The 26755-nt window shown below is 70.1% G+C and carries 28 protein-coding genes and 1 pseudogene; 13 read left to right on the plus strand and 16 right to left on the minus strand.

The genetic code is table 11. The features are described from left to right. Positions 1-227 precede the first annotated feature (227 nt). The gene (locus NL115_RS05665) at positions 228-1055 is read left to right on the plus strand and encodes a hypothetical protein (RefSeq protein ID WP_254832226.1); all 828 of its coding nucleotides are present in this window, start codon (positions 228-230) and stop codon (positions 1053-1055) included. On the opposite strand, the gene NL115_RS05670 is transcribed toward NL115_RS05665, so the two are convergent. The 3 genes and pseudogenes from NL115_RS05670 to NL115_RS05680 form a co-directional block, all read right to left on the minus strand. Further along, positions 1047-1367, minus strand: coding sequence for a DUF952 domain-containing protein (locus tag NL115_RS05670; RefSeq protein ID WP_434084014.1), 321 nt, complete (start codon positions 1365-1367; stop codon positions 1047-1049). The two genes, NL115_RS05665 and NL115_RS05670, sit on opposite strands and share 9 nt — an antisense overlap. Before the next feature lie 21 nt (positions 1368-1388). Further along, a pseudogene (gene larC, locus NL115_RS05675) lies at positions 1389-2705 on the minus strand (nickel pincer cofactor biosynthesis protein LarC); the annotation flags it as partial. Between the two features lie 55 nt (positions 2706-2760). Next, complete coding sequence (locus NL115_RS05680; protein WP_254832227.1) at positions 2761-3495, minus strand: DUF547 domain-containing protein; 735 nt, start codon at positions 3493-3495, stop codon at positions 2761-2763. Positions 3496-3595: 100 nt separating this feature from the next. On the opposite strand from NL115_RS05680, the gene NL115_RS05685 reads away from it, so the two are divergent. Then, a complete protein-coding gene (locus tag NL115_RS05685) occupies positions 3596-4378 on the plus strand; it encodes a DUF1405 domain-containing protein (RefSeq protein WP_254832228.1) in 783 nt (260 codons plus the stop codon). 10 nt (positions 4379-4388) lie between these two features. Here the strand turns inward: NL115_RS05685 and NL115_RS05690 are convergent, their stop codons facing one another. After that, the gene (locus NL115_RS05690) at positions 4389-5309 is read right to left on the minus strand and encodes an HFX_2341 family transcriptional regulator (RefSeq protein WP_254832229.1); all 921 of its coding nucleotides are present in this window, start codon (positions 5307-5309) and stop codon (positions 4389-4391) included. A 107-nt stretch (positions 5310-5416) separates the two neighbouring features. Here NL115_RS05690 and NL115_RS05695 point away from each other — a divergent pair, with 107 nt between their 5' ends. Beyond that, entirely contained in the window at positions 5417-5566 is a 150-nt protein-coding gene (locus NL115_RS05695; protein ID WP_254832230.1) for a hypothetical protein, read from the plus strand. A 21-nt stretch (positions 5567-5587) separates the two neighbouring features. Here NL115_RS05695 and NL115_RS05700 read toward each other — a convergent pair whose 3' ends face one another. Continuing rightward, positions 5588-5935: a tRNA-binding protein gene (locus tag NL115_RS05700; RefSeq protein ID WP_254832231.1), complete on the minus strand. Its 348-nt coding sequence runs from the start codon at positions 5933-5935 to the stop codon at positions 5588-5590. Positions 5936-6174: 239 nt separating this feature from the next. Between NL115_RS05700 and dnaG the strand changes: the two genes are divergently transcribed. After that, a complete protein-coding gene (gene dnaG, locus NL115_RS05705; RefSeq protein ID WP_254832232.1) occupies positions 6175-7650 on the plus strand; it encodes a DNA primase DnaG in 1476 nt (491 codons plus the stop codon). On the opposite strand, the gene NL115_RS05710 is transcribed toward dnaG, so the two are convergent. The 3 genes from NL115_RS05710 to NL115_RS05720 form a co-directional block, all read right to left on the minus strand. Next, positions 7627-8133: a GNAT family N-acetyltransferase gene (locus tag NL115_RS05710; RefSeq protein ID WP_254832233.1), complete on the minus strand. Its 507-nt coding sequence runs from the start codon at positions 8131-8133 to the stop codon at positions 7627-7629. The two genes, dnaG and NL115_RS05710, sit on opposite strands and share 24 nt — an antisense overlap. Continuing rightward, positions 8130-9473 carry a DUF92 domain-containing protein gene (locus NL115_RS05715; protein ID WP_254832234.1) on the minus strand — a complete coding sequence of 448 codons (1344 nt, stop codon included), beginning with the start codon at positions 9471-9473 and terminating at the stop codon, positions 8130-8132. Before NL115_RS05715 ends, NL115_RS05710 begins: the two co-directional genes overlap by 4 nt. A 168-nt stretch (positions 9474-9641) precedes the next feature. After that, entirely contained in the window at positions 9642-12209 is a 2568-nt protein-coding gene (locus NL115_RS05720) for a PAS domain S-box protein (protein WP_254832235.1), read from the minus strand. A 187-nt stretch (positions 12210-12396) separates the two neighbouring features. On the opposite strand from NL115_RS05720, the gene NL115_RS05725 reads away from it, so the two are divergent. Together NL115_RS05725 and NL115_RS05730 are read left to right on the plus strand one after the other, a co-directional pair. Then, positions 12397-13005: an undecaprenyl diphosphate synthase family protein gene (locus NL115_RS05725; RefSeq protein ID WP_254832236.1), complete on the plus strand. Its 609-nt coding sequence runs from the start codon at positions 12397-12399 to the stop codon at positions 13003-13005. 105 nt (positions 13006-13110) lie between these two features. Then, positions 13111-13437 carry a DUF5783 family protein gene (locus tag NL115_RS05730; RefSeq protein ID WP_254832237.1) on the plus strand — a complete coding sequence of 109 codons (327 nt, stop codon included), beginning with the start codon at positions 13111-13113 and terminating at the stop codon, positions 13435-13437. A 19-nt stretch (positions 13438-13456) separates the two neighbouring features. Here NL115_RS05730 and NL115_RS05735 read toward each other — a convergent pair whose 3' ends face one another. After that, positions 13457-14275 (minus strand): ABC transporter permease, encoded by an 819-nt coding sequence (locus NL115_RS05735; protein ID WP_254832238.1) that lies wholly within the window; start codon positions 14273-14275, stop codon positions 13457-13459. Then, entirely contained in the window at positions 14272-15258 is a 987-nt protein-coding gene (locus NL115_RS05740; protein ID WP_254832239.1) for an ABC transporter ATP-binding protein, read from the minus strand. The genes NL115_RS05735 and NL115_RS05740 overlap by 4 nt, the downstream gene beginning before the upstream one ends. 168 nt (positions 15259-15426) lie before the next feature. Between NL115_RS05740 and NL115_RS05745 the strand changes: the two genes are divergently transcribed. Then, positions 15427-16944, plus strand: coding sequence for a sodium:solute symporter family transporter (locus NL115_RS05745; RefSeq protein ID WP_254832240.1), 1518 nt, complete (start codon positions 15427-15429; stop codon positions 16942-16944). 118 nt (positions 16945-17062) lie between these two features. Beyond that, on the plus strand, positions 17063-17233 hold the full coding sequence (locus tag NL115_RS05750) for a hypothetical protein (RefSeq protein WP_254832241.1): 171 nt from the start codon (positions 17063-17065) through the stop codon (positions 17231-17233). 106 nt (positions 17234-17339) lie between these two features. On the opposite strand, the gene NL115_RS05755 is transcribed toward NL115_RS05750, so the two are convergent. After that, complete coding sequence (locus NL115_RS05755) at positions 17340-18251, minus strand: DUF8155 domain-containing protein (RefSeq protein WP_254832242.1); 912 nt, start codon at positions 18249-18251, stop codon at positions 17340-17342. A gap of 109 nt (positions 18252-18360) precedes the next feature. Here NL115_RS05755 and NL115_RS05760 point away from each other — a divergent pair, with 109 nt between their 5' ends. Continuing rightward, complete coding sequence (locus tag NL115_RS05760) at positions 18361-18714, plus strand: hypothetical protein (protein ID WP_254832243.1); 354 nt, start codon at positions 18361-18363, stop codon at positions 18712-18714. 13 nt (positions 18715-18727) lie between these two features. Here the strand turns inward: NL115_RS05760 and NL115_RS05765 are convergent, their stop codons facing one another. After that, positions 18728-19138, minus strand: coding sequence for a hypothetical protein (locus NL115_RS05765; protein ID WP_254832244.1), 411 nt, complete (start codon positions 19136-19138; stop codon positions 18728-18730). Between the two features lie 42 nt (positions 19139-19180). Beyond that, positions 19181-19501, minus strand: a complete 321-nt coding sequence (locus NL115_RS05770; protein ID WP_254832245.1) for a hypothetical protein — start codon at positions 19499-19501, stop codon at positions 19181-19183. 129 nt (positions 19502-19630) lie between these two features. Here NL115_RS05770 and NL115_RS05775 point away from each other — a divergent pair, with 129 nt between their 5' ends. Next, the gene (locus NL115_RS05775; protein WP_254832246.1) at positions 19631-19801 is read left to right on the plus strand and encodes a hypothetical protein; all 171 of its coding nucleotides are present in this window, start codon (positions 19631-19633) and stop codon (positions 19799-19801) included. Positions 19802-19846: 45 nt separating this feature from the next. On the opposite strand, the gene NL115_RS05780 is transcribed toward NL115_RS05775, so the two are convergent. Both NL115_RS05780 and NL115_RS05785 read right to left on the minus strand, forming a co-directional pair. Continuing rightward, positions 19847-21886: a DEAD/DEAH box helicase gene (locus NL115_RS05780; RefSeq protein ID WP_254832247.1), complete on the minus strand. Its 2040-nt coding sequence runs from the start codon at positions 21884-21886 to the stop codon at positions 19847-19849. A gap of 169 nt (positions 21887-22055) precedes the next feature. Then, on the minus strand, positions 22056-22442 hold the full coding sequence (locus tag NL115_RS05785; RefSeq protein ID WP_254832248.1) for a cupin domain-containing protein: 387 nt from the start codon (positions 22440-22442) through the stop codon (positions 22056-22058). A gap of 166 nt (positions 22443-22608) precedes the next feature. Here NL115_RS05785 and NL115_RS05790 point away from each other — a divergent pair, with 166 nt between their 5' ends. The 3 genes from NL115_RS05790 to argS all read left to right on the plus strand — a co-directional run bounded on the left by NL115_RS05790 (position 22609) and on the right by argS (position 25574). After that, a complete protein-coding gene (locus NL115_RS05790; protein WP_254823830.1) occupies positions 22609-23109 on the plus strand; it encodes an HTH domain-containing protein in 501 nt (166 codons plus the stop codon). Between the two features lie 119 nt (positions 23110-23228). Continuing rightward, positions 23229-23720 carry an HTH domain-containing protein gene (locus NL115_RS05795; RefSeq protein WP_254832249.1) on the plus strand — a complete coding sequence of 164 codons (492 nt, stop codon included), beginning with the start codon at positions 23229-23231 and terminating at the stop codon, positions 23718-23720. A 96-nt stretch (positions 23721-23816) separates the two neighbouring features. Next, a complete protein-coding gene (gene argS / locus NL115_RS05800) occupies positions 23817-25574 on the plus strand; it encodes an arginine--tRNA ligase (protein WP_254832250.1) in 1758 nt (585 codons plus the stop codon). A 21-nt stretch (positions 25575-25595) separates the two neighbouring features. On the opposite strand, the gene NL115_RS05805 is transcribed toward argS, so the two are convergent. Next, complete coding sequence (locus NL115_RS05805; RefSeq protein WP_254832251.1) at positions 25596-26696, minus strand: hemolysin family protein; 1101 nt, start codon at positions 26694-26696, stop codon at positions 25596-25598. Positions 26697-26755: the final 59 nt, after the last annotated feature.

Raw genomic sequence — 26755 nt, forward strand, 5'->3', positions numbered from 1 at the left:
GGGAGCGAACGAAGTGAGCGACCGAGGAGCGCAGCGAGGCGCGCGACCCGAGAGCGCGAGGGCTTCGTAGCCGTTCTCCTGCCCATCGCTAACAACGTCTCCAACAACACCCCGCACCCGCCGGAGTTAAGCGCGAACGCACCCAGGTACGAGCATCCAGCGACCAGCGGATTACACCCGATAACCCAACACAGTACAACAAACCCGGATATTACCAGATAATCCGAATGATAGTCGTCAAAACGGACAACTTCGAGGTGTACCACGGTGTCGTCACGGAACTCCGCGAGCGCGGCGTGACGTTCACCACCCTCGACGCGGCCGCGGACGAGCCCCTGCCGGAGGGCACGCAGGCGCTCATCGTCGGCCCCGACGAGGACGTGGCCGTCGAGGACCCCGTCGAGTTCGTCCGCGCGGACCCCGAGAACCCGCGGGCGGCCGTGGACCACGCGCTCCGATTGCTGCGCGGCGGCGGCGAGCGGACGGTCGTCGGCGTCGACCCCGGCGAGCACCCGGGCATCGCCGTCCTCTCCGGCGACACCGTGGTCGCGGCGTTCGCCGTCCCGCTCGCGGACGCGGCCGACGTCGTCACGGAGGAACTCGACGAGGCGGCCGGCTCGGACCCCGTCGTCCGGGTCGGCGACGGCGCCCGACTGCAGGGCGCACAGATCATCGACGGCCTCTCCGACGATATCCGCGTCGAACTCGTCGACGAGACGGGCACGACGCCCTACCTCGGCCAGGGCGCGCGCGGGATGGGCGACGTGCTGGCGGCGGTCAACATCGCGCGCATCGAGGGCGAACCCGTCGACTCGCGGGACGTGGAGCCGACCCCCGGCGAGATACGGGTGGTCAAGACGCGCTCGCGGGAGGTCTCTCCCGAGAACCGCGAACTCCCGGACGACCTGGCGCGGCGCGTGGCGCTGGGCGAACTGGACGTGGACGAGGCGCTGGCCGAACACCGGGGGGACCCGGACGGAGAGCGCGCTGTCGGGGCCAACACCGACGACGACGACGACGACGACGCGGCGCGGGACGACGAGTCCTCAGCGTAGCGCCCCGGGCAGGACGTAGCGCCCGTCCTCCCGTGGGAGCGAGAGCACGTCGACGACCGCCTCGCGCTCGAGCGGACCGTAGACATGTGGATACGCGCGGTCGGCCATCTCCTCGTAGCGGACCTCGCTTCCCAGCGCCCCCGGGTCGACGACTAGCAACACCGGGTCGTCGGCGTCCGGGTGATTGGACGCCGCGACGCCGAGCACCTCGTCGACGGCCGAGCAGTGGACGAAGCCGCCCTCGTCGAGCGATGCTGGACGGTAGTTCGCATCGACGGCGGCCCACCGCTCTCGCTCGACGATGTGGACGATGTGGTCGTCGAGCGCGCCGGCCTCGCGGGCAGCCGTCTCCGCCCGACGCATCGCCTCACGCACGGGGACACCCGTCGATTCGGCGACCGCGAACGCCTCGTCGAACTCCGCACTGACATCGTACACGTCGCCGGCGTCGTCGCTCGCCAGCTTCACCGTCACCGCGTGGCGCTCCCCGTCCACGTCGAGCGTGCTGGTCACGAACCGGCGCCGGGCCACCCAGCGGTGGTCGGCGCTCGTCTCGCGCACCCCGAGCGTGCCCGTCTCCTCGGCCAGAGCGCGCGCCACCTCCTGCACGTCGGGGGGCTTGACGACCACCTTCACCAGATGTCCCGGCCGCGACTTCTTCATCGTCGCCGGCAGCACCGTCACGTCGCGCGCGCCGGCCTCCTTCAGTCGGTCCTGGAGGCCGCCCAGCAACTCGGGCGCGGCGTCGTCGACGTTCGTCTCCAGCACCCGCACCCCGTCGCGGACGAGGCCGCCGCGCTGTGCGCCGAGCGTGGCGCGCAGGACGTTCGGGTGCGCGTCGAAGGTGTAGCCGCCGGCGCCGTAGCCCGTCACCTCGACCCGAAGCGGGGGGAACGAGTCGACGCCGTCGGCGAAGTGGGCCAGAATCGCGGCGCCCGTCGGCGTGAGCAACTCGGCGTCGACGGGTCCGCCCTGCAGTTCCCACGACGCCTCGGCCGCGATATCGACCACGGCGGGCGTCGGCACGGGGTAGGTCCCGTGGCTCATCTCGACGGTACCGCCACCGGTCGCGAGCGGCGTCGTCACGACGCGCTCGACGCCGAGGTCATCGAGCAGGAGACAGGCGCCGACCACGTCCGCGATGGCGTCGTCGGCCCCGACCTCGTGGAACGCGGTGTCGCCGAGGTCGGTCCCGTGGACCGCGGCCTCGGCCTTCCCGAGGATGGTGAATATCCGGCGCGCATCGCGAGCGACATCCCCCGGCAGGTCCAGCTCGTCCACGAGGTCGACCACCTCGCGGTACGTCCGCGTGTGGCCGTGGCCCTCGGCGTGGGTGTGGTCGTGTGAGTGGCCGTCGTGCTCGTGCGAGTGGTCGTGCGAGTAGTCGTGTCCCCCATCCTCGTGCGAGTGGCCGTGCTCCGCCTCGTCCGCCCCGTCACCGTCCTCCGTCTCGTCACCAGCGTCGGTCAACAGGACATCGACCGTCGTCGCGCGAATCCCGTTCTTCGTCGTCCGGTCCACCGCGTACCGGACGTCGAGTGCGTCCTCGACGGGCGCGAGGGCGTCGCGGTCGGCGCCCGCCGCCAGCAACGCGGCCAGTATCATGTCGCCGGAGGCGCCCATTCCCCCGTCGAACGCGAGCGTCTGCATACCCGGATGCGGGACGCGAACGGCGAAAAGCGTGTGGCTCCGGAGCGACCGCGGGCTACCACTCCGCTGGGTCGGCGAACGCACCGAGTTCGAACGACCAGTCGTAGTCCCGGAACCGCAGGCTCGGGTCGGCCGTCTTCGGGAACACGCCATGTGCACGGAGGAACTCCTTCGCCCCGCTCGGCCCACCGAAGTCGCCGACGAACCAGAGCAGCAGGCGGGGCGCCCGAACCAGGTCGGCGTCGGGCTCGTAGACGGCCTCCTGCTCGAGGTACGAGCGGGTCGCCAGCTCCAGTTCGCGGTCGATGTCCTCGCGCGAGTAGGACGCGATGGGCGGGCAGGCCGCGGCGCCGCAGTTGAGCGCGAAGTGGATGCGCGGGTCCCGCTCGCGGACGCCGAACCGAGTGAGGAACGCCGAGGGCCACGGGTTCCGGACGTAGCCCAGCCCCCACTTCGACCGCGCACCGCGCAGCAGGCCGTGTTCCACGTCGTCCAGCGAGAGGGCCCGACCCGCCACGGTCACGATGTCGGCACCGAAGAAACTCGACCTGTCCGCGAAGGTCTCGGGTGCAGCAGCGAGCAGGTCACGGGCCGCGGCGTTGTAGACGTTCACCCAGAACGCGAGCCGGGCGTCGTCGGTGTCGAGGCCCCGCGCGAGCGCCTCTCGGTCGAGGTCACGGAGCCGCGAGGCGACCGGGTGCGTTGACTCGCCGGTCCGCACCCGTCGGAGGAACTCGCGGGAGAGCGCGACCGGGTCGGCCGCCGTCGCGTCGGGCGAGGTCGTCGTCACTGCCCGTGGCTTCGCCCGCCCGGACTAAGGCGTTCGGCCCGGCGGGCACCACGCTCGCACGACCGGCAGGCTTGTGTCGGCGGCCCGCACACGCCCGAACATGAGCGGCGCCTCGGCCACCGACCGCGTCCGCCGTGCCTACGACCGGTGGTTCCCGGCGGACGACCTGCCCGAGCAGCGCGACCTCCCGCGGTTCGTCGCCCCCCTCCCCGACTGGCTGGAGGACCTCGGTCTGCGGCTGGTGTGGCTGGTCGTCCTCGTCAACCTCGCCGGGACCGCCTTCGGCTTCTGGTTCTACGGCTTCCAGTTCACCATCACCGAGCCCGTGATGTGGCCGTTCGTGCCGGACTCGCCGATGGCGACGCTGTTCATCGCCCTCTCGCTGGCGTCGTGGAAGCTGGGCTACGCCGACCGGGTGCCGTGGCTCCACGCGCTCGCGTTCTTCGGTTGCATCAAGCTCGGCGCGTGGACGCCCGTCGTTCTCACCGTCTTCCCGGTCGAGTACCCCGGCGGCTCGCTGGCCGCACTCGGGACACTCGGCTTCCTCTGGGAGTACGGCCTCTACAGCTTCCTCGTGGTCAGCCACCTCGCGATGGTGGTCGAGGCGTTCCTCGTCCACCGGTACGCCTCGTTCTCCGCGGGGGCGGTCGCCGTGGCGGCCGCGTGGTACACGCTCAACGACGTGCTGGACTACCTCGTCCCCGTCGTGGGCGAGCCACACCACACCGTGCTGAACGCCGAGCCGTTCCTCGGGAGCGGCTTCGACCACTCCGTCCCGGCCCACGACATCGCCGCGGCGGTCGCCATCGCGCTGACCGTGGCCTGCGTGTTCCTCGCGCTCTCGACGCGGGCCGCGAAACTGCGGGCGGAGTTGGAGGGCTGACCGCGGCCCCCTACCACTCGAACCGCTCGGAGTCGTCGGCGTGGCTCCGGACCCACAGCTCCCCGATGCGCGAGAGCCGGGTCCGATACGACTTGCCGTGTGACTCCTGCTCGACGTACCCCTTCCCGCCAGGGCCGAGGCGGTCGACGTTGTAGATGACCTTCGAGCGGAAGGCGTCGGTGTACTCCTCGCCGAGTTCCCGCGCGAGGGTCTGTGCAAGCTCGGAGACGGACTCGAACTCGCCGTGCTCGCCGAGCGTGAACAGGATGAGCTCCTCGAACGGCTTCACGTTCGAGAACGACGCGACCGGCAGCTCGACGATGTGGGCGTCGCCGATGCGCTTGGCGCCGATGGTCGTCCCACGCTCGTCGAACTCGCCGAGCAGGTCGCGGGCACTCTCCAGGCGCTCGCGCATCCGCTCGTCGGCCACGTCGTCGACGGCCCCGCCGTCCAGCAGGTCCTCGAGCAGGTCGGCCTGCGTCCGGAGTTCCTCCGCGAGTTCCGTCTCCAGGTACTTCTCCGGGACCGTGTAGTAGGTGTGGATGCGGTTTCGGTCGCCCTCGCGCTCGACCATGATGGAGTGGGCCGCCGTCGCGAACGCGAACGACACCGTCCGGGGCATCGAGGAGACGTTCACCCACACCTCGGCGTCACCGCGGTCGAGTTCGGCCTCGATGAGTGCGTACGCCGTCTCGAACGCCGCGTCGTAGTCGTAGACGTCCTCCACGACGAACCGCTCCGTGCTCGCCCCGAGCAGGTTCTGGAAGTCCTGCTCCAGCTTGGTCGCGAGGTTCCGCGAGTACTCCACGTTGGCCTCGCTCCCCACCGCCCCCTCCAGCAGGACGACCCGGTCGACATCGAGCTGATCGCGCACGAGCGGCGCGATGAGCCGGTCGTAATCGAATCCGACCGGGACGATGTGCGTCTGCATGGCCGAGTCTTCGCCGGACTGGGTGAAAAGCCGTCGGGTGTCGAGAGGAGGCCGGCCCGACCGATGTCTGACGAAGCTACTCGTACCAGCGGCCACAGGGAGAGCATATGCAGGACGCACCTGGCGTCAACTGTGGCTGCGGCGACGAATCGACCCGGCGCGAACGCGCCAACGTGTGTTCGGTCTGTGGGAGCCACAAGGAGTGGGTTTCGCACGGCCCCAGCGCCGTCGTGTTCGAGTGCCCCGACTGCGGGTGATGGGGAAGCAGGCTCGCCGACCTAGTACACTCGCGTTCCCTCGGGCACCTCCCGCTCCGGTTGCAGGTGGACCACGTCGCCGTCCCCGTCGTCGACGCCGACCACGAGGCACTGCGACTCGAACCCCGCGATGGTGACGGTGCCGAGGTTGACGACGGCGACGACCTGCCGGCCCTCCAGTTCGGCCTTCGTGTAGTTGTCCGTCAGTCCGGCGGCCGATTGGAGGATTTCGGAGCCGAAGTCCACCTCCAGTTTGTACACGTCCTTGCGCGCTTCCGGGAACGCCGCGACCGAACGGACGGTGCCGACGCGCATCTCCACGTCCTCCAGAAACGCCGTCGGGTCGATATCGGGTTCCTCGATACCCATACTGCGGGCGTCACGGAGCGACACAAAGAGCATTCGGGCAACGGCAGGTTCCAACGAGCACGGGCCTGCGAACCGCTTCTCGTGGCGTCGGCATCGTGCCGACCCTTTTAACCGTCGAGTGCGTGACGAACAGTTGCACATGGGGCCACTCATGGGCGCATCACCATCACGCGGTTCACCATCACGCGGTTCACCATCACGCGGTTCACCAACCAGCCCCACGCCGGGGCAGTTCGCACATGCCGGATACAGCCAAATACCTCATCCACGCACGCATCAGCGCCGACGGAGTGGTCGAACGGAACGACGTCGTCGGGGCGGTCTTCGGACAGACCGAGGGCCTCCTGGGCGACGACCTCGATTTACGGGACCTCCAGGAGTCCTCGAAGGTCGGCCGCATCGACGTCGAGATCGACTCCGAGGGCGGCCAGTCCTTCGGCCACCTGACCATCGCCACCAGCCTCGACAAGGTCGAGACGGCCATCCTCGCCGCGGGGCTGGAAACCATCGACCGGGTCGGCCCCTGCCGGGCTGACCTCGAGGTCACCAGTATCGAGGATGTCCGAGCCGCCAAGCGCCGCGAGGTGGTCGACCGGGCCAAGGAGCTGCTCGGCGAGGCGTTCGAGGGCGCGATGATGTCCTCGGAGGAACTCGTAGAGGAGGTCCGGCGCTCCATCCGCGTCGAGGACATGGCCGAGTACGAGGGCTACCCCGCCGGCCCCAACGTCGGCGACAGCGACGCCGTCATCGTCGTCGAGGGGCGCGCGGACGTGACCCAGCTGCTGGGCTACGGCATCAAGAACGCCGTCGCCGTCGAGGGGACGAACGTCCCCGAGGAGGTGGCCGACCTGACCCGACACAAGACCGTCACGGCCTTCCTCGACGGCGATCGCGGTGGCGACCTCATCCTGAAGGAACTGGTCCAGGTTGGCGAGGTCGACTACGTCGCGTTCGCCCCCGAGGGCCAGTCCGTCGAGGACCTCTCGCGCCACGAGGTGATGGCTGCGCTCCGTGACAAGGTCCCGTACGAGACCATCGCCGACCGCGAGGCCGGCGCGCACGAGGTCGCCGCCACCGACGGATCGAGCCGGCCCGCCCCCGACAGCGAGGACGCCACCGCCGGGACGACAGCCGCCACGGAGACGCCACCGACAGCCCCGTCCACGCCGGACGAGTCGATTCCGGAGGCGCCCGCGGACCTCGAGACCGGGCCGCCCGCAAACGAGTGTGCGGCCCCCGAGGCCGACCAGCCACTCGTCGACGAGCCGGACACGGACGGGGCAGGTGTCGCCGATGCGGAGGCAGAGGGAACGGCGACCGACGAGGAAGCGGTCGGCGAGAGCGCGGCCGACACCGAGGCAGCGGTCGACGACGACACGGAGGCCGAGAGCGAGGAGCATGAACCCGACGAACCGGAGACCCTCCGGGGGCACGTCCGCGCCACTGTCGGTACCGGGGAGGTCCGGCTGCTCGACGGCGAGATGGCGGCGCTCGCGGTCGCCCCCGTCGACGAGGCGTTCGGCCGCGTGGAGGACGCCGACCCGGTTCCGACGGCCGTCGTCCTCGACGGCGAACTGAGCCAGCGACTCCTCGACGTCTGTGCCCAGCGTGGTGTCGACCAGATCGTCGCGTCCTCGCTCGGCGAGCTCGTCAAGCGACCGACCGGCGTCCGCATCCGCACCACCGACGACCTACTCGAGGTCGCGGACCAGTAACACGCCGTCGGCCGGGTCGGGACCGTCGGCATCCTCGTCCCCGTAGTACCCCGGCAGTTCCTCGACCTCGCGGAAGCCCAGCGACGCGTAGAACGACCGCGCGGCCTCGTTGTCGGCCCGGGTGGTGAGCCGCAGTTGCTCGCGGTCCGGGTACCGGGCGGCCACCGCGGCCAGCAGCCGGGCACCATGGCCCCGGCGCCGGTGGCCCGGGGAAACGGCCAGCTCGGCCACGTACACGGAGTCCCCGTCGGCCGTGAACAGCGCGTAGCCGACCGGGTCCGGGGCAGCGACGCCGCCGCCGGACGCGACCGGGCCGTCGACCGCGACCAGCGCGAGTCTCGCGCGGACGGCGCTCCGCAGTAACGTCCGCTGGGGGTCGGGAAACGCCGCTGCCTGGATAGCCAGCAGTCGCGAGCGGTCGTCGTCCCGGGCGGCGCGGACCGTCGGGGCCGCCGGCACGGGGCCGTCGGGGCCGTCACTCATGCCAGACCCAGCGCGAGCGCGAGCGCCGCGCTGACGATGGCGCCGGCGAGCGTGGCGAGCAGGTTGACCCCCTGGTTGCCCAGCACCGGCCCCTCCAGCGTGGCGCCGAGCAGGCTGTCGGCGAGCGTGCCGGCGAACCCGCCCACGACGACGAGACCGGTCGCGACCGGACCGAGGTCGAAGAAGACCGCGGCGATGCCCGCGATGATGCCGGCCCCGGCGAGCCCCGCGACCTGGCCCTGCCAGGTGACCGCGCCGTCGGTGCCGGGCTCGACGCGTTCGAGCGTCGTGACCAGCCGCGGCCCGTCGAACAGGCCACCGATCTCGCTCGAGAGGGTGTCGGCCATCGCGGTGGCGACGCTCCCGGCGAACGCGTACCGGAACAGTTCGGGCGGCATCCCCACCCGCGCGGAGGCCGCGAACAGGACCACGGCGACCAGCGCGACCGCCGAGTTGGCGAGGACGTTCCCGCCACCGCGGGCGCCCTCGTTGTCCTCGGCGATGCCGCGTGCGGCCTTCTCCTCGTAGCGGAACTTCGAGGAGAGCCCACCGAGCCCGAAGAAGGTTATCAGGAGCGCGAACCAGCCGTAGCCGCCGAGCACGATGGCCAGCAGCGCGAGCAGCACGCCCGTCAGCATCCCGGTGAGCGAGGCGGTTCCGAGCGCGAACGCGACGTAGCCCAGCAGCGCCGAGACGCCGATACCGACACCGACGCGTATCGTGGGTGCGGCGATACCGAGTTCGAGAAAGCCCCACAGCAACAGCGCCACGGAGACGAGGACGAGCGGGTCGTCGCGCTCGAACAGCGCGGCCCGCAGGAGCGCCGCCGCGAGCGCGGCGACCGCCGCGAGGAACGCCACGAGTGGGAGTGCGAGCCGTCCGCCGGCGATCTCCCCCACGGCGAGGAAGGCCGCCACCGCGGCCACCAGCCCACCGAGGGTGAAGCCCGTCGTCACGGCGAACGGGTCGGTCGTCCGGAGCCGGACGAGTTCGGCGGTCACGTTCCCGACGACCAGGGCGGCCACGCTGCCGACGAACGCCGTCGGCGGGAGGCCGAACTGCCGGAGCGGGACGAGCAGCGCGAGGCCCGCGCAGGCGAAGGCGAAGGCCGCGAGGCCGAACAGCCGCCCCTCCTCGTAGTCGCCCGGGCGCGCCAGCAGGTCGAACAGCGGCCCCTCGTCGACGACGTACAGCGCGGCCAGCCCGACCGCGACGAAGGGGAGTGCCGCAGCACCGGCGGTGGTCAGGGGGTCGAGCCCCCGTCCGGCGAGCACCGGTACCACCAGCGCCAGCGAGCCGACGAGGGCATACGCCCCCGCCCGCCGCACGTTCCCCGTCACGACCCGCCCGTTCCCGCGACGCGCACTTAACGCTCCCGAACAGGCTGGTCCATCGGACCGGCTTTCGAAGGCGATGGTGCTCCGGACTACCTTACAACAGGCTGGTCCTCTCGACCACCTCGCGAAGCGGTCGTCCGTCGGCCGGTGGCTGGCGGCCCCGATACCCGGCTACTCGGCGATGAACGTGACGCCGGTGATCTCGAACCGGGCGCCACCCTCGGTGCCCTCGGAGACGCGGATGTCCCAGCCGTGGGCGTCGGCCACCTGCTTGACGATGGTGAGCCCGAATCCGGTTCCCTCCTGGCCGGTTGAGTAGCCGGCGGCGAACACGTCATCGCGCGACGACGCCGGGATACCGGGACCGTCGTCCTCGACGTAGAAGCCGTCGTCCAGCGCACCGACGGCGACGGTCACGTCGTCACCACCGTGTTCGAGCGCGTTCCGCAGCAGGTTCTCCAGGAGCTGCCGGAGGCGGTCGCGGTCGGCCTCGATGGTGGCTCCGGCGAGGTTCTCGTCGGCGAAGCGAAGCTCGGCCCGGTCCGCCTCGTCCGCCACCAGCTCCCACGCGGCGTTGGCGGCGTCCTGGACCGCGACGGCGTCCATCGACCCGACCTCCCGCCCCTTGCGGGCCAGCCAGAGCACGTCCTCGATGATGCGCCCCATCCGGTCGACCGCGGTGTCGATGGCGTCCAGATGCTCGCTGTCGCACTCCTCCCGTGCCATCTCCAGCCGCCCCTCGACGACGTTCAGGGGGGTCCGGAGGTCGTGGCTGACGACGCCGGCGAACTCGTCGAGCCGGTCGCGTTCCCGCTGGACGGCCTGCTCGCGCTCGACCCGCTCGGTGATATCCCGGCTGTTCGTCACGATGCCCTCGATGGCGTCGTGGTCGAGCTGGTTCGTGCCGTGGACCTCGAGCCAGCGCCACTCGTCGGCGGCCGTCCGGAACCGGCACTCGACGGTGACCGTGGCGTCGGGGGCGGAGACGAGGTCAGCGAACGCCTCGCGCATCTGTGGCACGTCGTCGGGGTGGACGAGGTCGAACCCGTCCTGGCCGACCAGCTCCGACTGCTCGTAGCCAAGGACCCGCTCGACGGCGGGGCTCTGGTACTCTATCACCCCGGACTCGTCGAGCACGGTGATGATGTCGGTCGACTCCTTGAGGTACGCGCCGTACTGCTCCAGTTCGCGCTCCCGCTGTTTCCGTTCGGTGACATCACGGTCCGAGATGAGGAGGGAGACGACATCCCCGTCGTCGTTCGTGACCGGTCTGAACACGCCCTCTATCGTGTAGGGCTCGCCGTCGGGCCGCAGGAGGTCGGCCTCGAACTCGACGTACTCGCCCCGCAGTGCGCGGTCGATCCACTCCCGGACCTCCTCCTGGACGGACGCCGAATGGGCGAACCACGGCGTCTCCCAGAACGGGGTGCCCACGAGCTCGTCGGACGTGACATCGACGTACTCCATCGCGGTTCGGTTGATATCGAGCACGGTCCCGTCCGTGTCGAGCAGCCCGACGAGGATGTTCGGGTCGTCGAAGACCGCCTGATAGCGGCGTTCAGTCCGGCTGAGCTCGCGCTCGCGCTCCTTGCGGTCGGTGATGTCCTGCTGGAACCCGACGTAGTTCACGACCGTCCCGTCCTCGTCACGCACGGGGGCGATGGAGACGCGGTTCCAGAACTCCGTCCCGTCCTTCCGGTAGTTCCGGAGTTCGACCGTCACGCGGCGTTCCTCGTCGATCGCCTCCCGCATCGCGGCGACCGGCTCGGGGTCGGTGTGCTCCCCCTGGAGGAGCCGACAGTTCCGCCCGCGGACATCCGCCTCGGAGTACCCCGTCAGCTCCCGGAACCGGTCGTTCGCGTAGATGAGCGGGTTGTCCTCCCGCGAGGGGTCGGAGATGGTGATGCCGACCGGCGCCTCGTCCATCGCCCGCTCGTTCCGGTGGAGTTCCTCCTGGCGCTCCGTGCTGTCGGTGATGTCGCGGGCGACGCCGACGACTCCCTCGACGGCGCCGTCGACCAGCAGCGGGGTCAGCTGGTACTCAAGCACGGCGTACCCGTGTCCGGGGACCTCCGCCTCGACCTCGCCGGAGAGCTGCTCGCGCCGCCCGTCGAGGAGCGCCCGATACGGGTCGTCGTCGCCCCGTTCCCGGACCGATGGGATGAGGTTGCTCGACTCCCCTTCGAGCGCCTCCCGGGTCGTGTCGTACCAGTCCGCCAGGTACTCGTTCACCACCACGAACCGGCCGTCCGCGTCGTAGATGCAGGCGGCCTCCTCCATCGAGTTGATCATGTGCTCGTACCGGCGCAGGTCACGGTTCCGCGCGGCGAGCGCCCGCCGTGACCGGTACGACTCGACGGCGTTGGTAATCCGGTTGGCGAGAACAGTGTACTGGTCGGTGCCGCTCCCCTTCTGGAGGTAGTCGGTGACGCCCGCCGAGATGGCCGCGGATGCGACCTCCTCGCTCCCCTTCCCGGTGTAGAGGATGAACGGGAGGTCGGGGAACTCCTCGCGGACCGCCTCGAGGAACGCGATGCCGTTCCGGCCGGGCATGTCGTAGTCCGAGACGATACACTCGATGTCGTGGGCGGCCAGCGTGTCGAGCCCCTCGTCGGCACTCGTCGCGGTCCGGACCGTGAGCCGTTCGTCCTCGCGTTCGAGATACGTCGCGACCAGTTCGGCCAGGTCCGGCTCGTCGTCGACGTGGAGGACGTGAACCGTATCGTCGATAGCGCTCATTCGGATACTCGGAAACTGATCGATATCAGTGTCGCTGACTCATAAGTGGTGGCCCGTAATCGAGGGACTGACCGCCGATGCCCCACGCCCGCATCCATCTCCTGTGCGAGGGATGGTGGAGCTACCCGACCGTGCCACACCAATCCGGAAGCACACGGTTTACGGCTGGGGGTGGTCATCCCCGGGCGTGGGCATCTACGACCGGTATCTCGAGGCACGCATCCGCACCAGCGACGCCGACCGGCCCGACCACGTCGCGCTCGTCATCACGGAGCGGGACCTCCTGGAGCCGGGCGCCTACGAGACGCTCGCGGACTTCTTCGGCTGGGCGTTCGACCTCGGCGCCGAACGCGTCACCGTCTACGTGAGCGTCATCGACGAGGACGCCGTCCCGACGCTGCGCCGGGCGTTCGACGAGGTCGAGGCGCCCCGCGAGGTCGCGGTCCGGGGCCCGGGCGACGAGGAGCGCGCCGACACACCCATCCGCGTCTCGATGGGGCTGGGCGGCCGCGACGAGTTCGCCGCCGCCGTCCGGGGGGTCGCCGAGGAGGTGCAGGCGGGCGACCTCGACCCCGAGGACATCACCGAGAGCGACATCGAGGACCGACTCGTCTTCCCCGAACCGCCGGATATCGTCCTGAAGACCGGCGCAGAGCGCCTCTCCGATTTCATGATCTGGCAGTCCGTCTACTCGGAACTCTACTTCACGGACGTCAACTGGCGGGACTTCCGCTACCGCGACTACCTCCGGGCAGTCCGGGATTTCCAGGAGCGTCAGCGGCGGTTCGGCCGGTAGGCCGAACGCCGTCGCGAGCGCCAGCGAAGCGACGGACGTTCGGGCGCTGGTCCGGAGCTCGCCCCGCGCCACAACCGTTTCCCGGGCGCGCCGCCACGCCACCGTATGACCGAGTTCGACCCCGAGAAGTTCGAGGCCAAGTACGTCCACTATTTCGAGGAACTGGAGTCGGCGTACACAGCCGCGTATCAGGACCTGCACGGCGAGGTCGACTCCGCCGTACTGCGCCCCATCGACCGGCGAGTGCTGTCGGGGAGCGAGCCGTTCTACGAGGGCGACGGCGAGTTCCGCGTCGAGTTGCCCGACGAACCGTACGAGCGGGCGGGCCAGCCGGGCGACCGGGAGCGGTTCGAGGCTGTGCTCGACGACCTGGTCGCTGCCATCGAGCGCGAACTCCGCGCGGAGTTCGGGTTCGCGGACGGGTCGGAGTAGTCCGGACGGGCGGCAGCGTTCACCCGATGTCGGCGGTCCCGAACCGACGGGCCCCGACCAGCAGGCCGACGGCAGCCAGCGCCAGCAGGACCAGCGCCGAGACGGCCGCCGGGCCGGCACCGGCCTCGGCGGACATCGGCGTCGAGGCGGCCACGAGCCAGCGACTCACCACGCTCAGCGCCAGCGTCGGGTTGAGCGCCGGGACGTAGGCGGACAGCGCAGAGGGCAGGACCGCCCGGAGTCCAGGTTCCAGCACCGCCTTCCAGACCGGCGCGTTCCACGCCAGGACGACGTACGTCCCGGCGATGGCGGCCAGCGCGCGGTACTGGGAGGCGAACGCCGCCGACAGCCCGACCGCGAACGTGGTCCAGGCGGCGCCGTACAGCAGCACCCACCCACCGACCAGCAGGAACGGGACGACGGCCAGGCGCTCGTTGACGGCGAGCATCCCGGCCATGACGACCAGCAGTGTGGCGAAGACGGCGACGAGGAGCGCGACACGGGCCAGCAGTTTCCCCAGGAGCACGTCACGGCGGGTGCCCGAGAGCCCGAGCAGCAGCCGGATGGAGCCGGACTCGCGCTCGGCGGCGACGGCACCGTACGCCAGCGCAGCCACCACCAGGAACAGGTACGTCGACAGGTAGCCCGGGACGAGCAGGACGCCCTCGACGGCCGGTGGCGGCCCGCCCTCGACTGCGCGGAGCGCCCCCGTCCGGCTCCAGAAGGTGGGAAGCACGAGCAGCGCCACCAGGACGAGCGCACCCCACACCAGCCGGCTCCGCCGCGCGTGGCGGAGGTCCTCGCGGGTGACGGTCGGCACGCGCGTGGTCGCCGTCATGGGTCGGGCACCTCCGTTGCGACCGATGTGGTCGCGTCGGCGGCCCTGGACGGTCCGCTCTCGGGCGGTCCGCTCTCGGCGGCAGCACCCCCCGTGAGTTCGACGAACAGTCGCTCCAGCGACGCGCCGGCCGGTCCGACCCGGGTCACGGTCGCGCCGGCAGCTGTCAGGTCGGTAACGACGGGCCCGGTGACCGCCGCGTCCGCACAGCGGACCCGGACCCGGCCCTCGTCGCGCGCCGCCCGGACCACGCCGTCGCGAGCGGAGAGGTCGACGCCCTCGGGGACGGCCGTCGCAACGACGACGTGCTCGGCACGGCCGTCCAGCCGCTCGCGGAGGCCGGCCACGGTGTCGACGGCGACCAGTTCTCCGCCGTGCAGCACGCCCAGCCGGTCACAGAGCGTCTCGACCTGCCCGGTGATATGGCTGGAGAGGAACACCGCGGCACCGCGGTCGCGCTCCTCGCGGACGACCTGCCGGACCCGGCGGGCCCCCTCGGGGTCGAGACCGGCCAGCGGCTCGTCGAGGACGAGCAGGTCCGGCTCGTTGACGAGGGCGAGCGCCAGCGCCAGCCGCTGACGCATCCCCGTCGAGAACCCGTCGACGGCGCGGTCCGCCGCGTCCGCGATGCCGACGCGCTCCAGCAGCGCCTCGGCGTCGTCGTCGGCCCGCTGCATCTCGATGGCCAGTCGCACGTGGTCGCGGGCGGTGGCGCGCCCGTAGAAGCCCGTCCCCTCCGCGACCACGCCGACCCGCTCGCGGACGGCCCGTGGCGCCGCGTGCGGGTCCCGACCGAGCACGCGGACGGTGCCGTCGCTCGGGGCGGCGAACCCCAGCAGCAGATCGATGGTCGTGGACTTGCCCGCACCGTTCGGCCCGAGGAAGCCGAACACCTCGCCCCGCTCGACAGTCAGGTCCAGCGACCGAACCGCCGTGACCGACCCGTACTGCTTCGTCAGCGACTCCGTCTCGATAGCGACCATACGTCACGCTCGGACCGGTCCGTGGCTAAACCCACCGCACGGTTCAACACCCATTTCAGTCTCTCCGCCCGAGATATAATCGAGTTATACCACCAGATTTTACCCTCGTGGGGTGGACCAGCCAGCCATGTACGGAGTCTCCTCGGCGGCGAACGGAGGGATGCACGGATGGCGGTGAGCAGCACGGTGGCGCTGGGTGCGACCGTCGTCACGCTCGCGGTCTTCGCGGCCATCGGCATCTACTACAGCCGCGGCGACGGGAGCGTCGAGTCGTTCATCAGCGCCCGCGACAGCGTCGGCGGCTACCGGATGGGTGCCACGGTCCTGGCATCGAGCATGGGCGCGTGGATTCTGTTCTCGCCGGCCGAGGCCGGCGCCGCGTTCGGCGGCATCACCGCCGTCGCGGGCTACGCCGCCGGGAGCGCGCTCGCGCTGCTGGCGTACGTGAAGCTGGGGCCACGCATCCGCGAACTGATTCCGGAGGGCCACTCACTGACCGAGTACGCCTACGTCAGGTACGGGCCCGCAGCGTACGCGTACGTGCTCGTGGTGAGCGTCGCCTACATGTTCGTCTTCCTCGCGGCCGAGTTCACCGGCATCGCGGGCGCGCTCTCGCTGGTCGCGGGCGTCCCGGCGTGGCAGACCGCCGCGCTCGTCGGCGGGTTCGTCTTGCTGTACACGGGCTACGGCGGCCTGCGAGCGAGCATCGTCACCGACACGGTACAGACGGCTGTCCTGCTCCCGCTCGTCGCGGTGGGCTTCGCCGGCGCCGTCTTCGCGCTCGGCGGCCCCGGCGAGCTCGTCCGGGAGACGACCGCCTCGAACCCAGACCTCCTCGACCTCGGCTTCCTCCCCGGGCTCCAGTTCGGGGTCTACGTCGTGGTCGCCGTCGTGGGCGCGGAACTGGTCAACCAGGCGTGGTGGCAGCGAATCTACGCCGCGGCCGACGACACGTCGCTCCGGCGCGGGTTCGGCCTCGGCGCGGCACTCGTGGTCCCGATGGTGCTGTTCGCCGGACTGTTCGGTGTCTTCGCGGCCGGTACCGGCGCGCTCGCCGAAGGCGAGGCCTCCATCGCCTTCTTCGTCCTGCTCCAGCAGTCGTTCCCCGACTGGGTCGTGCTGGTCGTCGTCCTCGTAGCAGTGCTGCTGGTGACGAGTTCGGCGGACACGCTGTTCAACGCCATCGCCAGTCTCGTCACCTCGGACCTGCCGCGGTTGCTGGACGACCCCTCGGGCGACCGACTCACGGCGGCCGCACGCGGGCTCACAGCGGTCGTCGCGCTCGCCGCGACGGTCATCGGCGCACAGGAGTACAGCGTCCTGGCCATCTTCCTCACGGCGGACCTGCTGGCGGCGGCGACGTTCGGCCCGCTACTGTCCGGTCTCTACACCCCGCGGCTATCCGGCGGGGGGCTGCTCGTCTCCAGCGTCGCGGGGCTGCTCGTCGGCCTCCTGTTCTTCCCGACCGCCCGCGGCGTCCTCACGGGGCTCCCGGGCGCGAGCGCGCTTCCCGAAGCGTCGTTCCTCTACAGTTTCCTCGGAGCGGCCGTCGTCTCGCTGGGGCTGGCGGCGCTCGCGACGCGGGTCGCGCCCGCTGACTACGACCTCGACCGGCTCTCGCGGGAGATACAGACACTGGACAGGGGGAGAGGTGGCCGGGAGGAGACCGCCCCCGCCGACGACTGAGACGCCCACGGGCCCCGGACGAGGCCCCGACGCCGGGGACCCGACGACCATCCCGGCCTGGTTCCCGAATTCCAGGATTCGTAGATAAATCCATCAACACCTGCAAGAAGCAGTCTTCATGAGCGACGTTTGTGCGAACTGTTCCGAGGCTGCCAGCATCATCTGCACGTACTCGGTCCACAACGGTGGAACGGTCACGGAGCCGCTGTGCGAGGAATGTGCGAGTGTCCTGGCCGGGCTGGCATCGGTCGGCAATATCGAAACCACGGAGTACCTCGGCGACGAGTAATCAGAGTAATCAGAGGAATAAGAACTTTATTTGGATACTAACATATCTTTACGGACTATAATAGAATTAAACCGAGAACAATGATATAGAACGCGATATTCGGAACCTACCCCAGTCGAGCCGGGTCATCGGTCGGAACCACGTCCACGACGACCTCATCCCCGACGGCGTGGTCGTGCCCGCGGGCGACCACCTTCGCGCCCAGTTCCTCGCGGCCGACGAACAGCGACAGGCCCGTGACCGGCTCCCCATCGAGGCGGACCGCCACGTCGCCCCACGTCACGTCCCGGTCGCGGGCGACACCGACGCGCTGGCCGAGCAGGGTGACGGGTTCCTCTCGGCCGCCGGCTGCGGGCGCGTTCGACCCGAAACGCCCCCCGCCGGCGTAGTGGCGCAACCCCCCATCCAGCGGGCGCCCCTCGTCGCTGGCGAGGGCGGCCCAGCCGTCGCCCGGATGCGCGGGGCGGTCCAGCCGGACGTACGTCTCGCCGACCTCGACGACGGTACCGTGCCCGTCCCAGCCGATGGGCGTGATGCCGACATCCGCGCCGAGCGAGAGCCGCGGCGACCCACGCGCCCGGAGCAGGTTCGCGCCGCGATGCCGGAGTTCGAGATGGACGTGGTTGGCGACCCACGGCGCGAAGAAGCCCGAACGGACGAGTCGACCCAGCGGCTCCCCCGGCTCGACCCGGTCGCCCGGCGCCACCGCAGGGTCGACGTGGAGGACCCGGGCGACCCACTCCTCGTCGTACTCGTTGCCGTCGAGGGTGAGGCCGGGTGTCGCCTCCTCCTCGACCGACAGGAGCAGGACCGTGTCGGTGGCCTCGGCGTACGTCTTCTCGGGAACGCGGCGCTCCTGGATGTCGAGGACGGTCCCCGCAACCGGCGAGGGCGCCAGGTCGTCGTCACGGTCCGGATACAGGTCGACCGCACAGCCGAGGTCGTGCGCCGGATACGGGGAGTTGTACAGCGAGAAGCGCGGATAGCGCGAGAGGAGGGCATCCCCCAGCGTTGGCATACCCGCCGTTGGGGCGTCCGTCGTTTAGCGCCGTCGCTACCCGACCGGGGACCGGCACCGTGCTACCCAGTGCCACAGATATATCGATGCCGAGCGCTATCCACCGGGCATGGGGCGCCTCTCGGAACTCGTCTCCCTGGCGGTCAGCGCGGTCGCGGTCCCGTTCCGCCTGGCGGGCCGAGCGGCCGGCTACCTCGTGGCACTTGGGCTCGTGGCGGCAGCGGCGGCGGTCGTCGTGGCAGCCTGCACGTTCGGTTGGCTGCTCGTCCTCTCCGTCGTCGACCTGACCGTGGGCGTTCCACTGGAACCACTCGGACTCGTGACGGTGGTCGGACTTCCCGCGGCCGTGAACGGCGTACCGCTGCTGTATCCCGTGGTACTGGGAGTACTGACCAGCGTCGGGCTGGGATGGCCGAGCGTGGACCGTGAGACGGAGTTCTCGCCGCCGATAACGCCGCCGTAGGGGCCTCCGACCGCTACACCAGCCCGATCTCCTCGGCCACCTCACGGTACGTCTCGTAGAAGGCGGCGGGTTCGGCCAGTGCGCCGGCCGCGACGCCGAAGACGTTCACGGTGGCCTCGCCGGCGGGGCCCTCCAGCGCAACCGACCAGTTCAGCCGACCCTGCTGCCACTCGCCGTCGTGGCTCCGCACCAGGGTCTCGCCGAAGTAGCTCCCGAACTGGACGGCCACGCCGGAGAGGGCATCCGGGTCGCTGTCGGCAGCGTCGGCCGCATCCTCGGGCCCGTAGTACGTGTCGACCAGCGAGTCCAGATGCCGGAGCGACTCGGGCGTGAAGTCGAGCGGGTAGTCGTCCCAGTAGTCGGCGCACTGCTCGGCGGCGACACGGAACGACTCGGGTGGGTCGGGGTCGGCATCCGCTGACACGTCCCGACCTGCGGGCGCGAGCGCCGAAGCCCTTGCGCTCGACTACTCGAACAGCGAGCCCTCGGTGACGGGGATGTCGGTCGGGCCGTCGGCGGGCCCGCCGGTCGCATCGACCGCGTCGGTCGGCCGGACTGCGTCGTCGACGACCTCGCCACCGTCCGGGACAACCGTCGGCGTCGCCTGCTGCCTGGCGCTGTCGAGCAGGCTCCCGCCGACGTAGCCCAGCGCGGCCCCGAGCCCGGCGTTGAACCCGGTCGCGAAGGGGCCGCCGTGTTTCGAACCGACCTTCGTCCCGAGGTACGCGCCGGTCTGTGCGCCGTAGCGGGCGCCGCGGTCGCTGCGCTTGCACGGGCAGAGCTTCATACACACCCTTGGGACGGGACGGGTTTCAATCCGTCCCCGAACGGAGGTCGGAACCGCCAGACGGCGGACTGTCGAGCTTCCGCAAGGGCGACCCCAGTATTATCAGCGTCCCGGGCAAAATCCACAGCTATGCCCGTTCGCAACACGGCCTGCCCGGTCTGTGGGGCGGAGGCGCTGGTGAACGTACCCGACGCCGATACGAAGATACGGAAGGTCGAGCCCCCGGACATGAACTCCTATCCGGACACGAAGGCAGCGTGCAAGGAGTGCGGCGACACGTTCTACGCGTGGTACAGTTGACCCGGTGCCGGGGCTCCAGTCGTGCGCGTGGCGCAGAGCGAACGGTCAGTGCTCGTCCATCAGCTCGATGTCGGCGACGAGCTGGTCGGGCGAGCGGCCCTTGCGGATGCCATCCAGCATCGTGAACGCCTGGTCCGGCGCGAGGAAGTGCCGGCAGACGACCTGCCCCATGTCCGTCGGTTCGAGGCCGCTGATGAAGTCGTACTCCAGCAGCTTCCCGAGGGCGTGCTTCGTCGGCACCTCGCCGACCATCCGGGCGTTGAGCCGCTTCGCCTGGTCGCCGCCCACGACGAGGTTGGCCAGCGTCTCCTCGACGGCGGCGCCCTCGTCGTAGGTCGTCACGACCGGCTCCATCTCCCCCTTCAGGAGCTTGAACGCCACCTCGTCCTCGGTCATCTCCATCGAGTTGTGGTAGGAGCCGTCCGGCTCCACGAGCAGGTAGACGGTCCCCTTGTCGTGGTAGTCCGGGCGGCCCGCGCGCCCGAGCATCTGCGAGAACTCCTGCACCGAGAGCCACTCGATACCCATCGCCAGCGAGTCGAAGATGACCTGCGAGGCGGGGAAGTCGACCCCGGCTGCGAGCGCAGCCGTCGTGACGACCGCGGCGAGGTCCTGGTCGCCGAACTGCCGTTCGACCTTCTTGCGGCGCTTGTAATCGAGCCCGGCGTGGTACGGCGCCGAATCGTACTGCAACCGCCGCGAGACCTCGTGGCACCGCCGCCGCGAGTTGGTGAAGATGATGGTCTGTCCGCGATACCCCTTGCTCGATTTCGTGTCGAACGCGCGCTTGACCAGCCGGTCCTCGATGTCGACCTTCTCCTGGTCGTCGGCGAAGGTGACGTGGCGCTCGATGGGTACCGGCCGCTCCTCGAACTCGATGAGGGTAGCCTGCAGCGACCTCGCCAGCGATTCGGGGTTGCCGACCGTCGCCGAGAGGTAGACCCACTGCGTGTCCTGGTTCCGCGTCTCCGTGTAGTACTTCAGCCGCGAGATGAGGCCGTCCAGCCGGTGGCCGCGCTCCTCCTCGCCGAGCGTGTGGACCTCGTCGATGACGACGGTCCCGATCTCGCCGAGGTTCCGACCCGTCCGGAGGGCGTGGTCGATACCCTCGTAGGTGCCGACGATGACATCGGCCCCGGGGTCGAACCGCTCGCCGTCATCGTTGACGCGGGAGGCCCCGACGCGCAGCGTGACATCGACGACATCGCCGTACTCGTCCTGGAAATCGTCGTACTTCTGGTTCGCCAGCGCGACGAGCGGGACGAGGAACAGCATCTTCCCCTCGCCGTTGAGCGCCCGGTCGATACCGGCCATCTCGCCGACGAGCGTCTTCCCGGTCGCCGTGGCGCTCACGACGAGCTGGTCCTGGCCCTCCGTGGCGCCGTTGGCGACCGCCAGCGACTGCACCGGGAGCAGCGAGTCGAACCGGTTCTCCAGCTTCGACTGCATCCCGGGATGGAGCCCGAGCGAGTCCACCGGGATGGGGTCGACCTCGTCGACGGTCGCCGATATCTCGTCGAACTTCGTCAGGTCCGGGTCCAGATTGCCCGAGAGGAGGTTCCGGATGCGTTCGAGGTCGCCCACGTCCAGCAGGAGCTCCTCCAGCCGGTCCCGGGCGCTCGAACGGAGCCCCCGGTACTCGGCCTCGCGTTCGAGTTCCCGCATCGCACAGTCCGGGCAGATGTACTCGTTGTCCGTCTCGATCTGCCGCTCGCTCGTCAGCGGGGAGTACCGGCCCGCCGACGCGCACTTCCGGCAGGTCCGGACCGCCTTCGTCTTGTCGTCGAGCTGATAGCCGGCGAACAGCTCGCGCAGGCGTTCGCGGGCCTCGGGCGCCGTCTGCTCGGAGATGCGGATGCGCGTCGCCCGGCGCGCGATATCGACGAACTGGTCCGGGGAGCGCGGCTCCTCGTCGTCCCCGCGGAGGACGCGGAACCGGCCCGGCCGGGCGCCCGCATCCGTCTCCTTCAGCTGGAGCCGCCCGCGGAAGACGCGGTCGCCGTCCCGGATGGCGGCGACCGTGAAGTCGTCCTCGTCCCGCTGATGGAGGAAGAGCGTATCCACCGACGCGACCTGCTGTGACACGGATAGCGGTAGGGGAAGGGGGGATTTCAGCGTTCGGAGTCCGCACTAGAACGAGGGGGGATTCGTTCGACAGCCACGACAGAACCCTGTTGAAAGCCCCCGCCGTTTCAGTCCCACTCGTGTCGGCTGTCCGGGCGGGCGTCGTCGACCCGAGACGACGGTGTGTGCGTCACTCGTCGACGAGGTCGATGGTGTCGTCGCCGCTCGGGACCGCGCAGATGAAACGTCCTTCCTCGTCGCCCTCGTTGCGGTACCAGTGGACGGTGCCAGCGGGGATGAGCAGCGAGTCGCCCGCGCTGACGACGTGTTCCTCATCGCCGATACCGACGACGTACTCACCCTCCAGCACGTACTGCTCGTGTTCGATCTCGTTGGTGTGCTTCGGGACCTCGGCGCCCGGGTCGAGGACGAACCGCCGGATGGCGAGGTTCGGCGCGCCATCGTCCTCGCCGACCAGGACGCCCTTGTGCATCCCCTCAGCGGCACTCACGGACTCGTACTCGACCTCGCCGGCGCGTCGGACCAGTGGCCGCGGGCCGGAATCGACGTCACTCATACGAACCCCTCTACCCGCCATCCGCATTAGCCCTTCCACGCCACAGAATATCCTACTCTAGCCAAGGTAAGATATATTTCAAATCAATCGTCCAGATATTTCTACTACCACCGTATATTTACCCCCATTACGACCTTATTTATGGTGGAGATACGTTGCCGAGTGTATGGCAGCGAACAGCGCGGACTCCGAGCGGATGGCGCCCGCTCCCGACGACCAGCCGGTGGCGGACGCCTCGCCGGCCCTGTCCGAGAGTGTGACGGTGACGCTGTGGCTTCGCGGGTCCGCACCGAGCGTGGCGCGGGAGCGCCAGGACCGAATCGAGGCCCGCGTCGCCGCGTTCGCGGAGGCGGGCGTGACGACCGAGGTTCGGGAGTGGCCCGACACCGTGACCGACCCGTCGACGGACCGCCAGCGGGCCGCGGTCGAGGCGTTCGACCGCTACCGGGCCGTCGCGGGGATGCAGGGCGTTCGACTGGACCCGTTCTTCGAGTGCCGGACGAACCCGGACGGGAGCCGGACCATCCGCTTCCCGGTCGCGTGTCTCGCGCTCGAACGCGACGACGACCTCACCGGCCTCTACCCCTGCTACGTCGACGGCGGCCACGCCGCCATCGAGGACGGACTGTCGGCCATCGAGGACGGGGGCGCGGAGAACCTCCGCTGAGGGCCGCCCGGGCCGCGCCGACCTATCGCTCCGATAATCTTGCCGGGCACGACGGACTGAAACCCAGCAACTGGGAGCCGTCGAGCCACTACTTGATGGGGGACCGCCTTCTCTCGACCATGACCGCGAGTCCACTGACCGCAGGGCTGGCGCCCGAGGCCGAGTCCGAGACCCCGCCGCTCCCGGAGGGCGTGACGGTGACCCTCTGGGTCCGCGCGACCACGCCGGAGGCGGACGAGGAGGCAGACGAACAGCAGACACGCCTCCGCGAACGCGTGACGGTCCTCGCCGAGGCGGGCGTCGAGACGACCGTCCACGAGTGCCCCGACCACGTCACCGACCCCGGGACCATGGTCGAGACGGCCGCGCTACAGGCGTTCGACCACTACCGGGCCGTCGCGGGCCGCCTCGGAGTGCGGCTCGACCCGTTCTTCCGCTGCTGGACGAACCCCGACGGGAGCCGCACCGTCGTGTACCCGCCGGCCTGCCTCGCCATCGAACGGGAGGGGACCCTGACGAGGCTCTACCCCTGCGAGGTCGACGGCGAGCGGTTCACCGTCGAGGACGCGCTCGACGCCATCGAGACGGGCGAGGTCGAGAACCTCCGCTGAGGGCCGGCAGGGCGGGCAACGGCCGTGGACCTGCGGAGCGATTCCCCCGGCCGCCGTTCGGAAACCCATTTACCGACGCTCGCCGCAACGGACGGTATGTACCTGGCATTCCGCGAGTCCGTCCGCGACGCCGTCGCGGACGCGCTCGACGCCGCGGGCTACCCGACCGACGACCTCGGGGTGGAGGACCCCCCAGACGGGGTGGACGCGACGCTGGCCTCCAGCGTCGCCTTCCGACTGGCGAGCGAGGCGGGGGCCCCGCCGCCGCAGGTCGCGGGCGAACTCGCCGAGCACATCGACGCCACCGACTACGAGTACGTCGCGGCGGTCCGCGCGCAGGGCCCGTATCTCAACTTCTTCACCGACGACGCCTACCTCGCCGACACCCTGCAGGGCGCCACGGCGCCGGACTGGGGGCACCTGCCCGACCGCGATACGTCCGTCGTGGTCGAGCACACCTCCGCCAACCCGACGGGCCCGGTCCACGTCGGCCGGGCGCGCAACCCAATCATCGGTGACGCGGTCGCGAACGTGCTCGACGCGGCCGGCTACGACGTCGACCGGCACTACTACGTCAACGACGCCGGGCGGCAGATGGCCGTCTTCACCTGGGCGTACGAGCGGTTCGACGAGGAGGACCTCCCCGACCCCGAGCGCGACCGCGCGGAGTACGAGATGGTCCGCTACTACCGCAAGGGCAACGACGTCCTGGAGAACGCCGACCCCGCCGAAGTCGACGAGGCCGAGGCCGAAATCGAGGCCATCCTGCAGGGCCTCGAGGACGGCGACGAGGAGACCTACGAGCGCGTGAGCGAGGTCGTCGACACCGTCCTCGGCGGGATGCAGGAGTGTCTCGGACGCCTCCCCGCGGAATTCGACGAGTTCGTCAAGGAGACGCGGTTCATGCGCAACGGCGACACGGACGACGTAGTCGAGCGCCTGCAGGAGCTGGACTGTGCGGTCTACGAGGAGGAGGCCTGGCAACTCGACCTGCCCGACTTCGAGAAGAACCTCGTCTTCCTCCGCTCGGACGGCACCTCGCTGTACACGACCCGCGACCTCGCGCACCACGAGTGGAAGTTCGACAACTACGACCGCGCCGTGACCGTTCTCGGTGAGGACCACAAGCTCCAGGCCGGCCAGCTCCGCGCGGCGCTCGACCTGCTCGGCAACGACACCGACCAGCTCCGCAACGTCATCTACTCCTACGTGGACCTGCCCGAGGGCGGGATGAGCACGCGCAAGGGGACCGGCGTGGACCTCGACGACCTGCTCGACGAGTCCATCAACCGGGCCCGCGAGGAGGTCGAGGACCGGCTGGAGGACCGCCTCCGCGACGACGACCTCGATGCCGAGGACGTGGAGCGCATCGCCCAGCAGGTCGGCATCGGCGCCGTCCGCTACGACATCGTCAGCAAACAACCGACGAAGGGCATCACCTTCGAGTGGGACCGCGCGCTCGACTTCGAGGCCCAGTCCGCGCCGTACGTCCAGTACGTCCACGCGCGCTGCTGTGGCATCCTCGACGAGGCCGGCCTCGCCATCGAGGACACCGCAGTCGGCGACGTGGACGCGAGCGTCCTCGACACGCCCGAAGAGCGCGACCTGCTCCACACCATCGCCCGACTGGAGGGCGTGGTCGACCGCGCGGCCACCGACCTCGAACCCCACCGCGTCGCCACCTACACCCGCGAGTTCGCGGAGACGTTCAACGCCTTCTACCGGGAGTGCCCGGTGCTGAACGCCGACGATTCGGAGGTTCGCGAGGCCCGTCTCGCACTCGTTGCGGCCGCCCGGCACACTGTCGCGAATGCCCTCGCGATGCTGGGTGTGGCGGCGCCGGAGTCGATGTAGGCGCGAGTCGGGCGACTTCGCTCAGGCTCCGGGCGGCTGGCGGTCGCCGGCCTCGGTCTCGGGCCGCTCCTCGCGGTCCAGCGGGTCCTCAAGGTCACCCGTCACCGACTCCAGCAGGTCGGTCACCGTCACCATTCCGATGACCTCGCCGTCCTCGACGACGAACGCGAGCTCCTGCCCCTCCAGCTGGAACTGGTCGATAGCGTCGCTGACGTCGGTGTCCGGCGAGAGCGTCATCGGGGGCGCCGCCAGTCCCTCGAAGTCGACCTCGCTGGCGGCCAGCTCGTCGCGGTGGCGCGCCAGCACCGGGAAGTAGATGATGCCGCGGTAGTCGGTCAGGTCCTCCCCCACCAGCGGATAGCGCGTGTGGGGTCGCTCGGCCATCCGGTCGAGGTTCTCCTCGGCCGAGTCCTCCGTCGACAGGGCGATGATCTCCTCGGGCGGAACCATCAGCTCGCGGACGGGCTGTTCGCCGATGCGGAGCGCGTTCAGCACCTCCTCCCGGCGCTCGTCGGCGAGGTCACCCTCCCGGAGGACGCTTCCCAGCCGGTTGCGCAGGTCCGCCCGGGACTCGATGACATCCTCCTCGGTCTCCAGCCAGGCGCCGGTCATCTCCACGCCGAACAGCTTCAGCGTCCCCTTCGCGACGCCGTCGCCGAGCGCGATGATCGGCGAGATGAGCTTGTGGAAGTAGTACAGCGGTGCGGCGCCGTACCGGCAGACGAACCGCGAGCGCTCCACGCCCAGGTAGGTCGGGGTCTGCTCCCCGTGGGTCAGGTGGACGAGGTTGATGATGAGGAAGGCGATGATGGCACCGGAGCCGATGGCGGCGAGGCGGGTCCCCCTGAACAGCGGCTCGAACAGCGCCGCCAGCGCCGGTTCGGCGACGATACCGACCGCGATGCTGGAAGCCGTGATGCCGACCTGACAGGTCGTCAGGTACAGTTCCAGGTCGTCGGTCATCTCCCAGGCGCGCTGGAGCGACGGCCGGTCGCCGACGAACTCCTCCTCGGTGAACTGCCGGGCACGGGTGAGGGCGAACTCGATGGCCACGAAGAACCCGTTGGCCAGGATGAGCAGCGTCCCGGCGACCAGGCGGAGCGTGATTTCGAGCGGGGTCATCATCGAGGCCGTGTTCCCCCGGACTGAAAACCCCGGCGGCACCGACACAGACGGCCTCC

The sequence above is a fragment of the Haloglomus salinum genome, from assembly GCF_024298825.1.
Classification (GTDB): Archaea; Halobacteriota; Halobacteria; order Halobacteriales; family Haloarculaceae; genus Haloglomus; species Haloglomus salinum.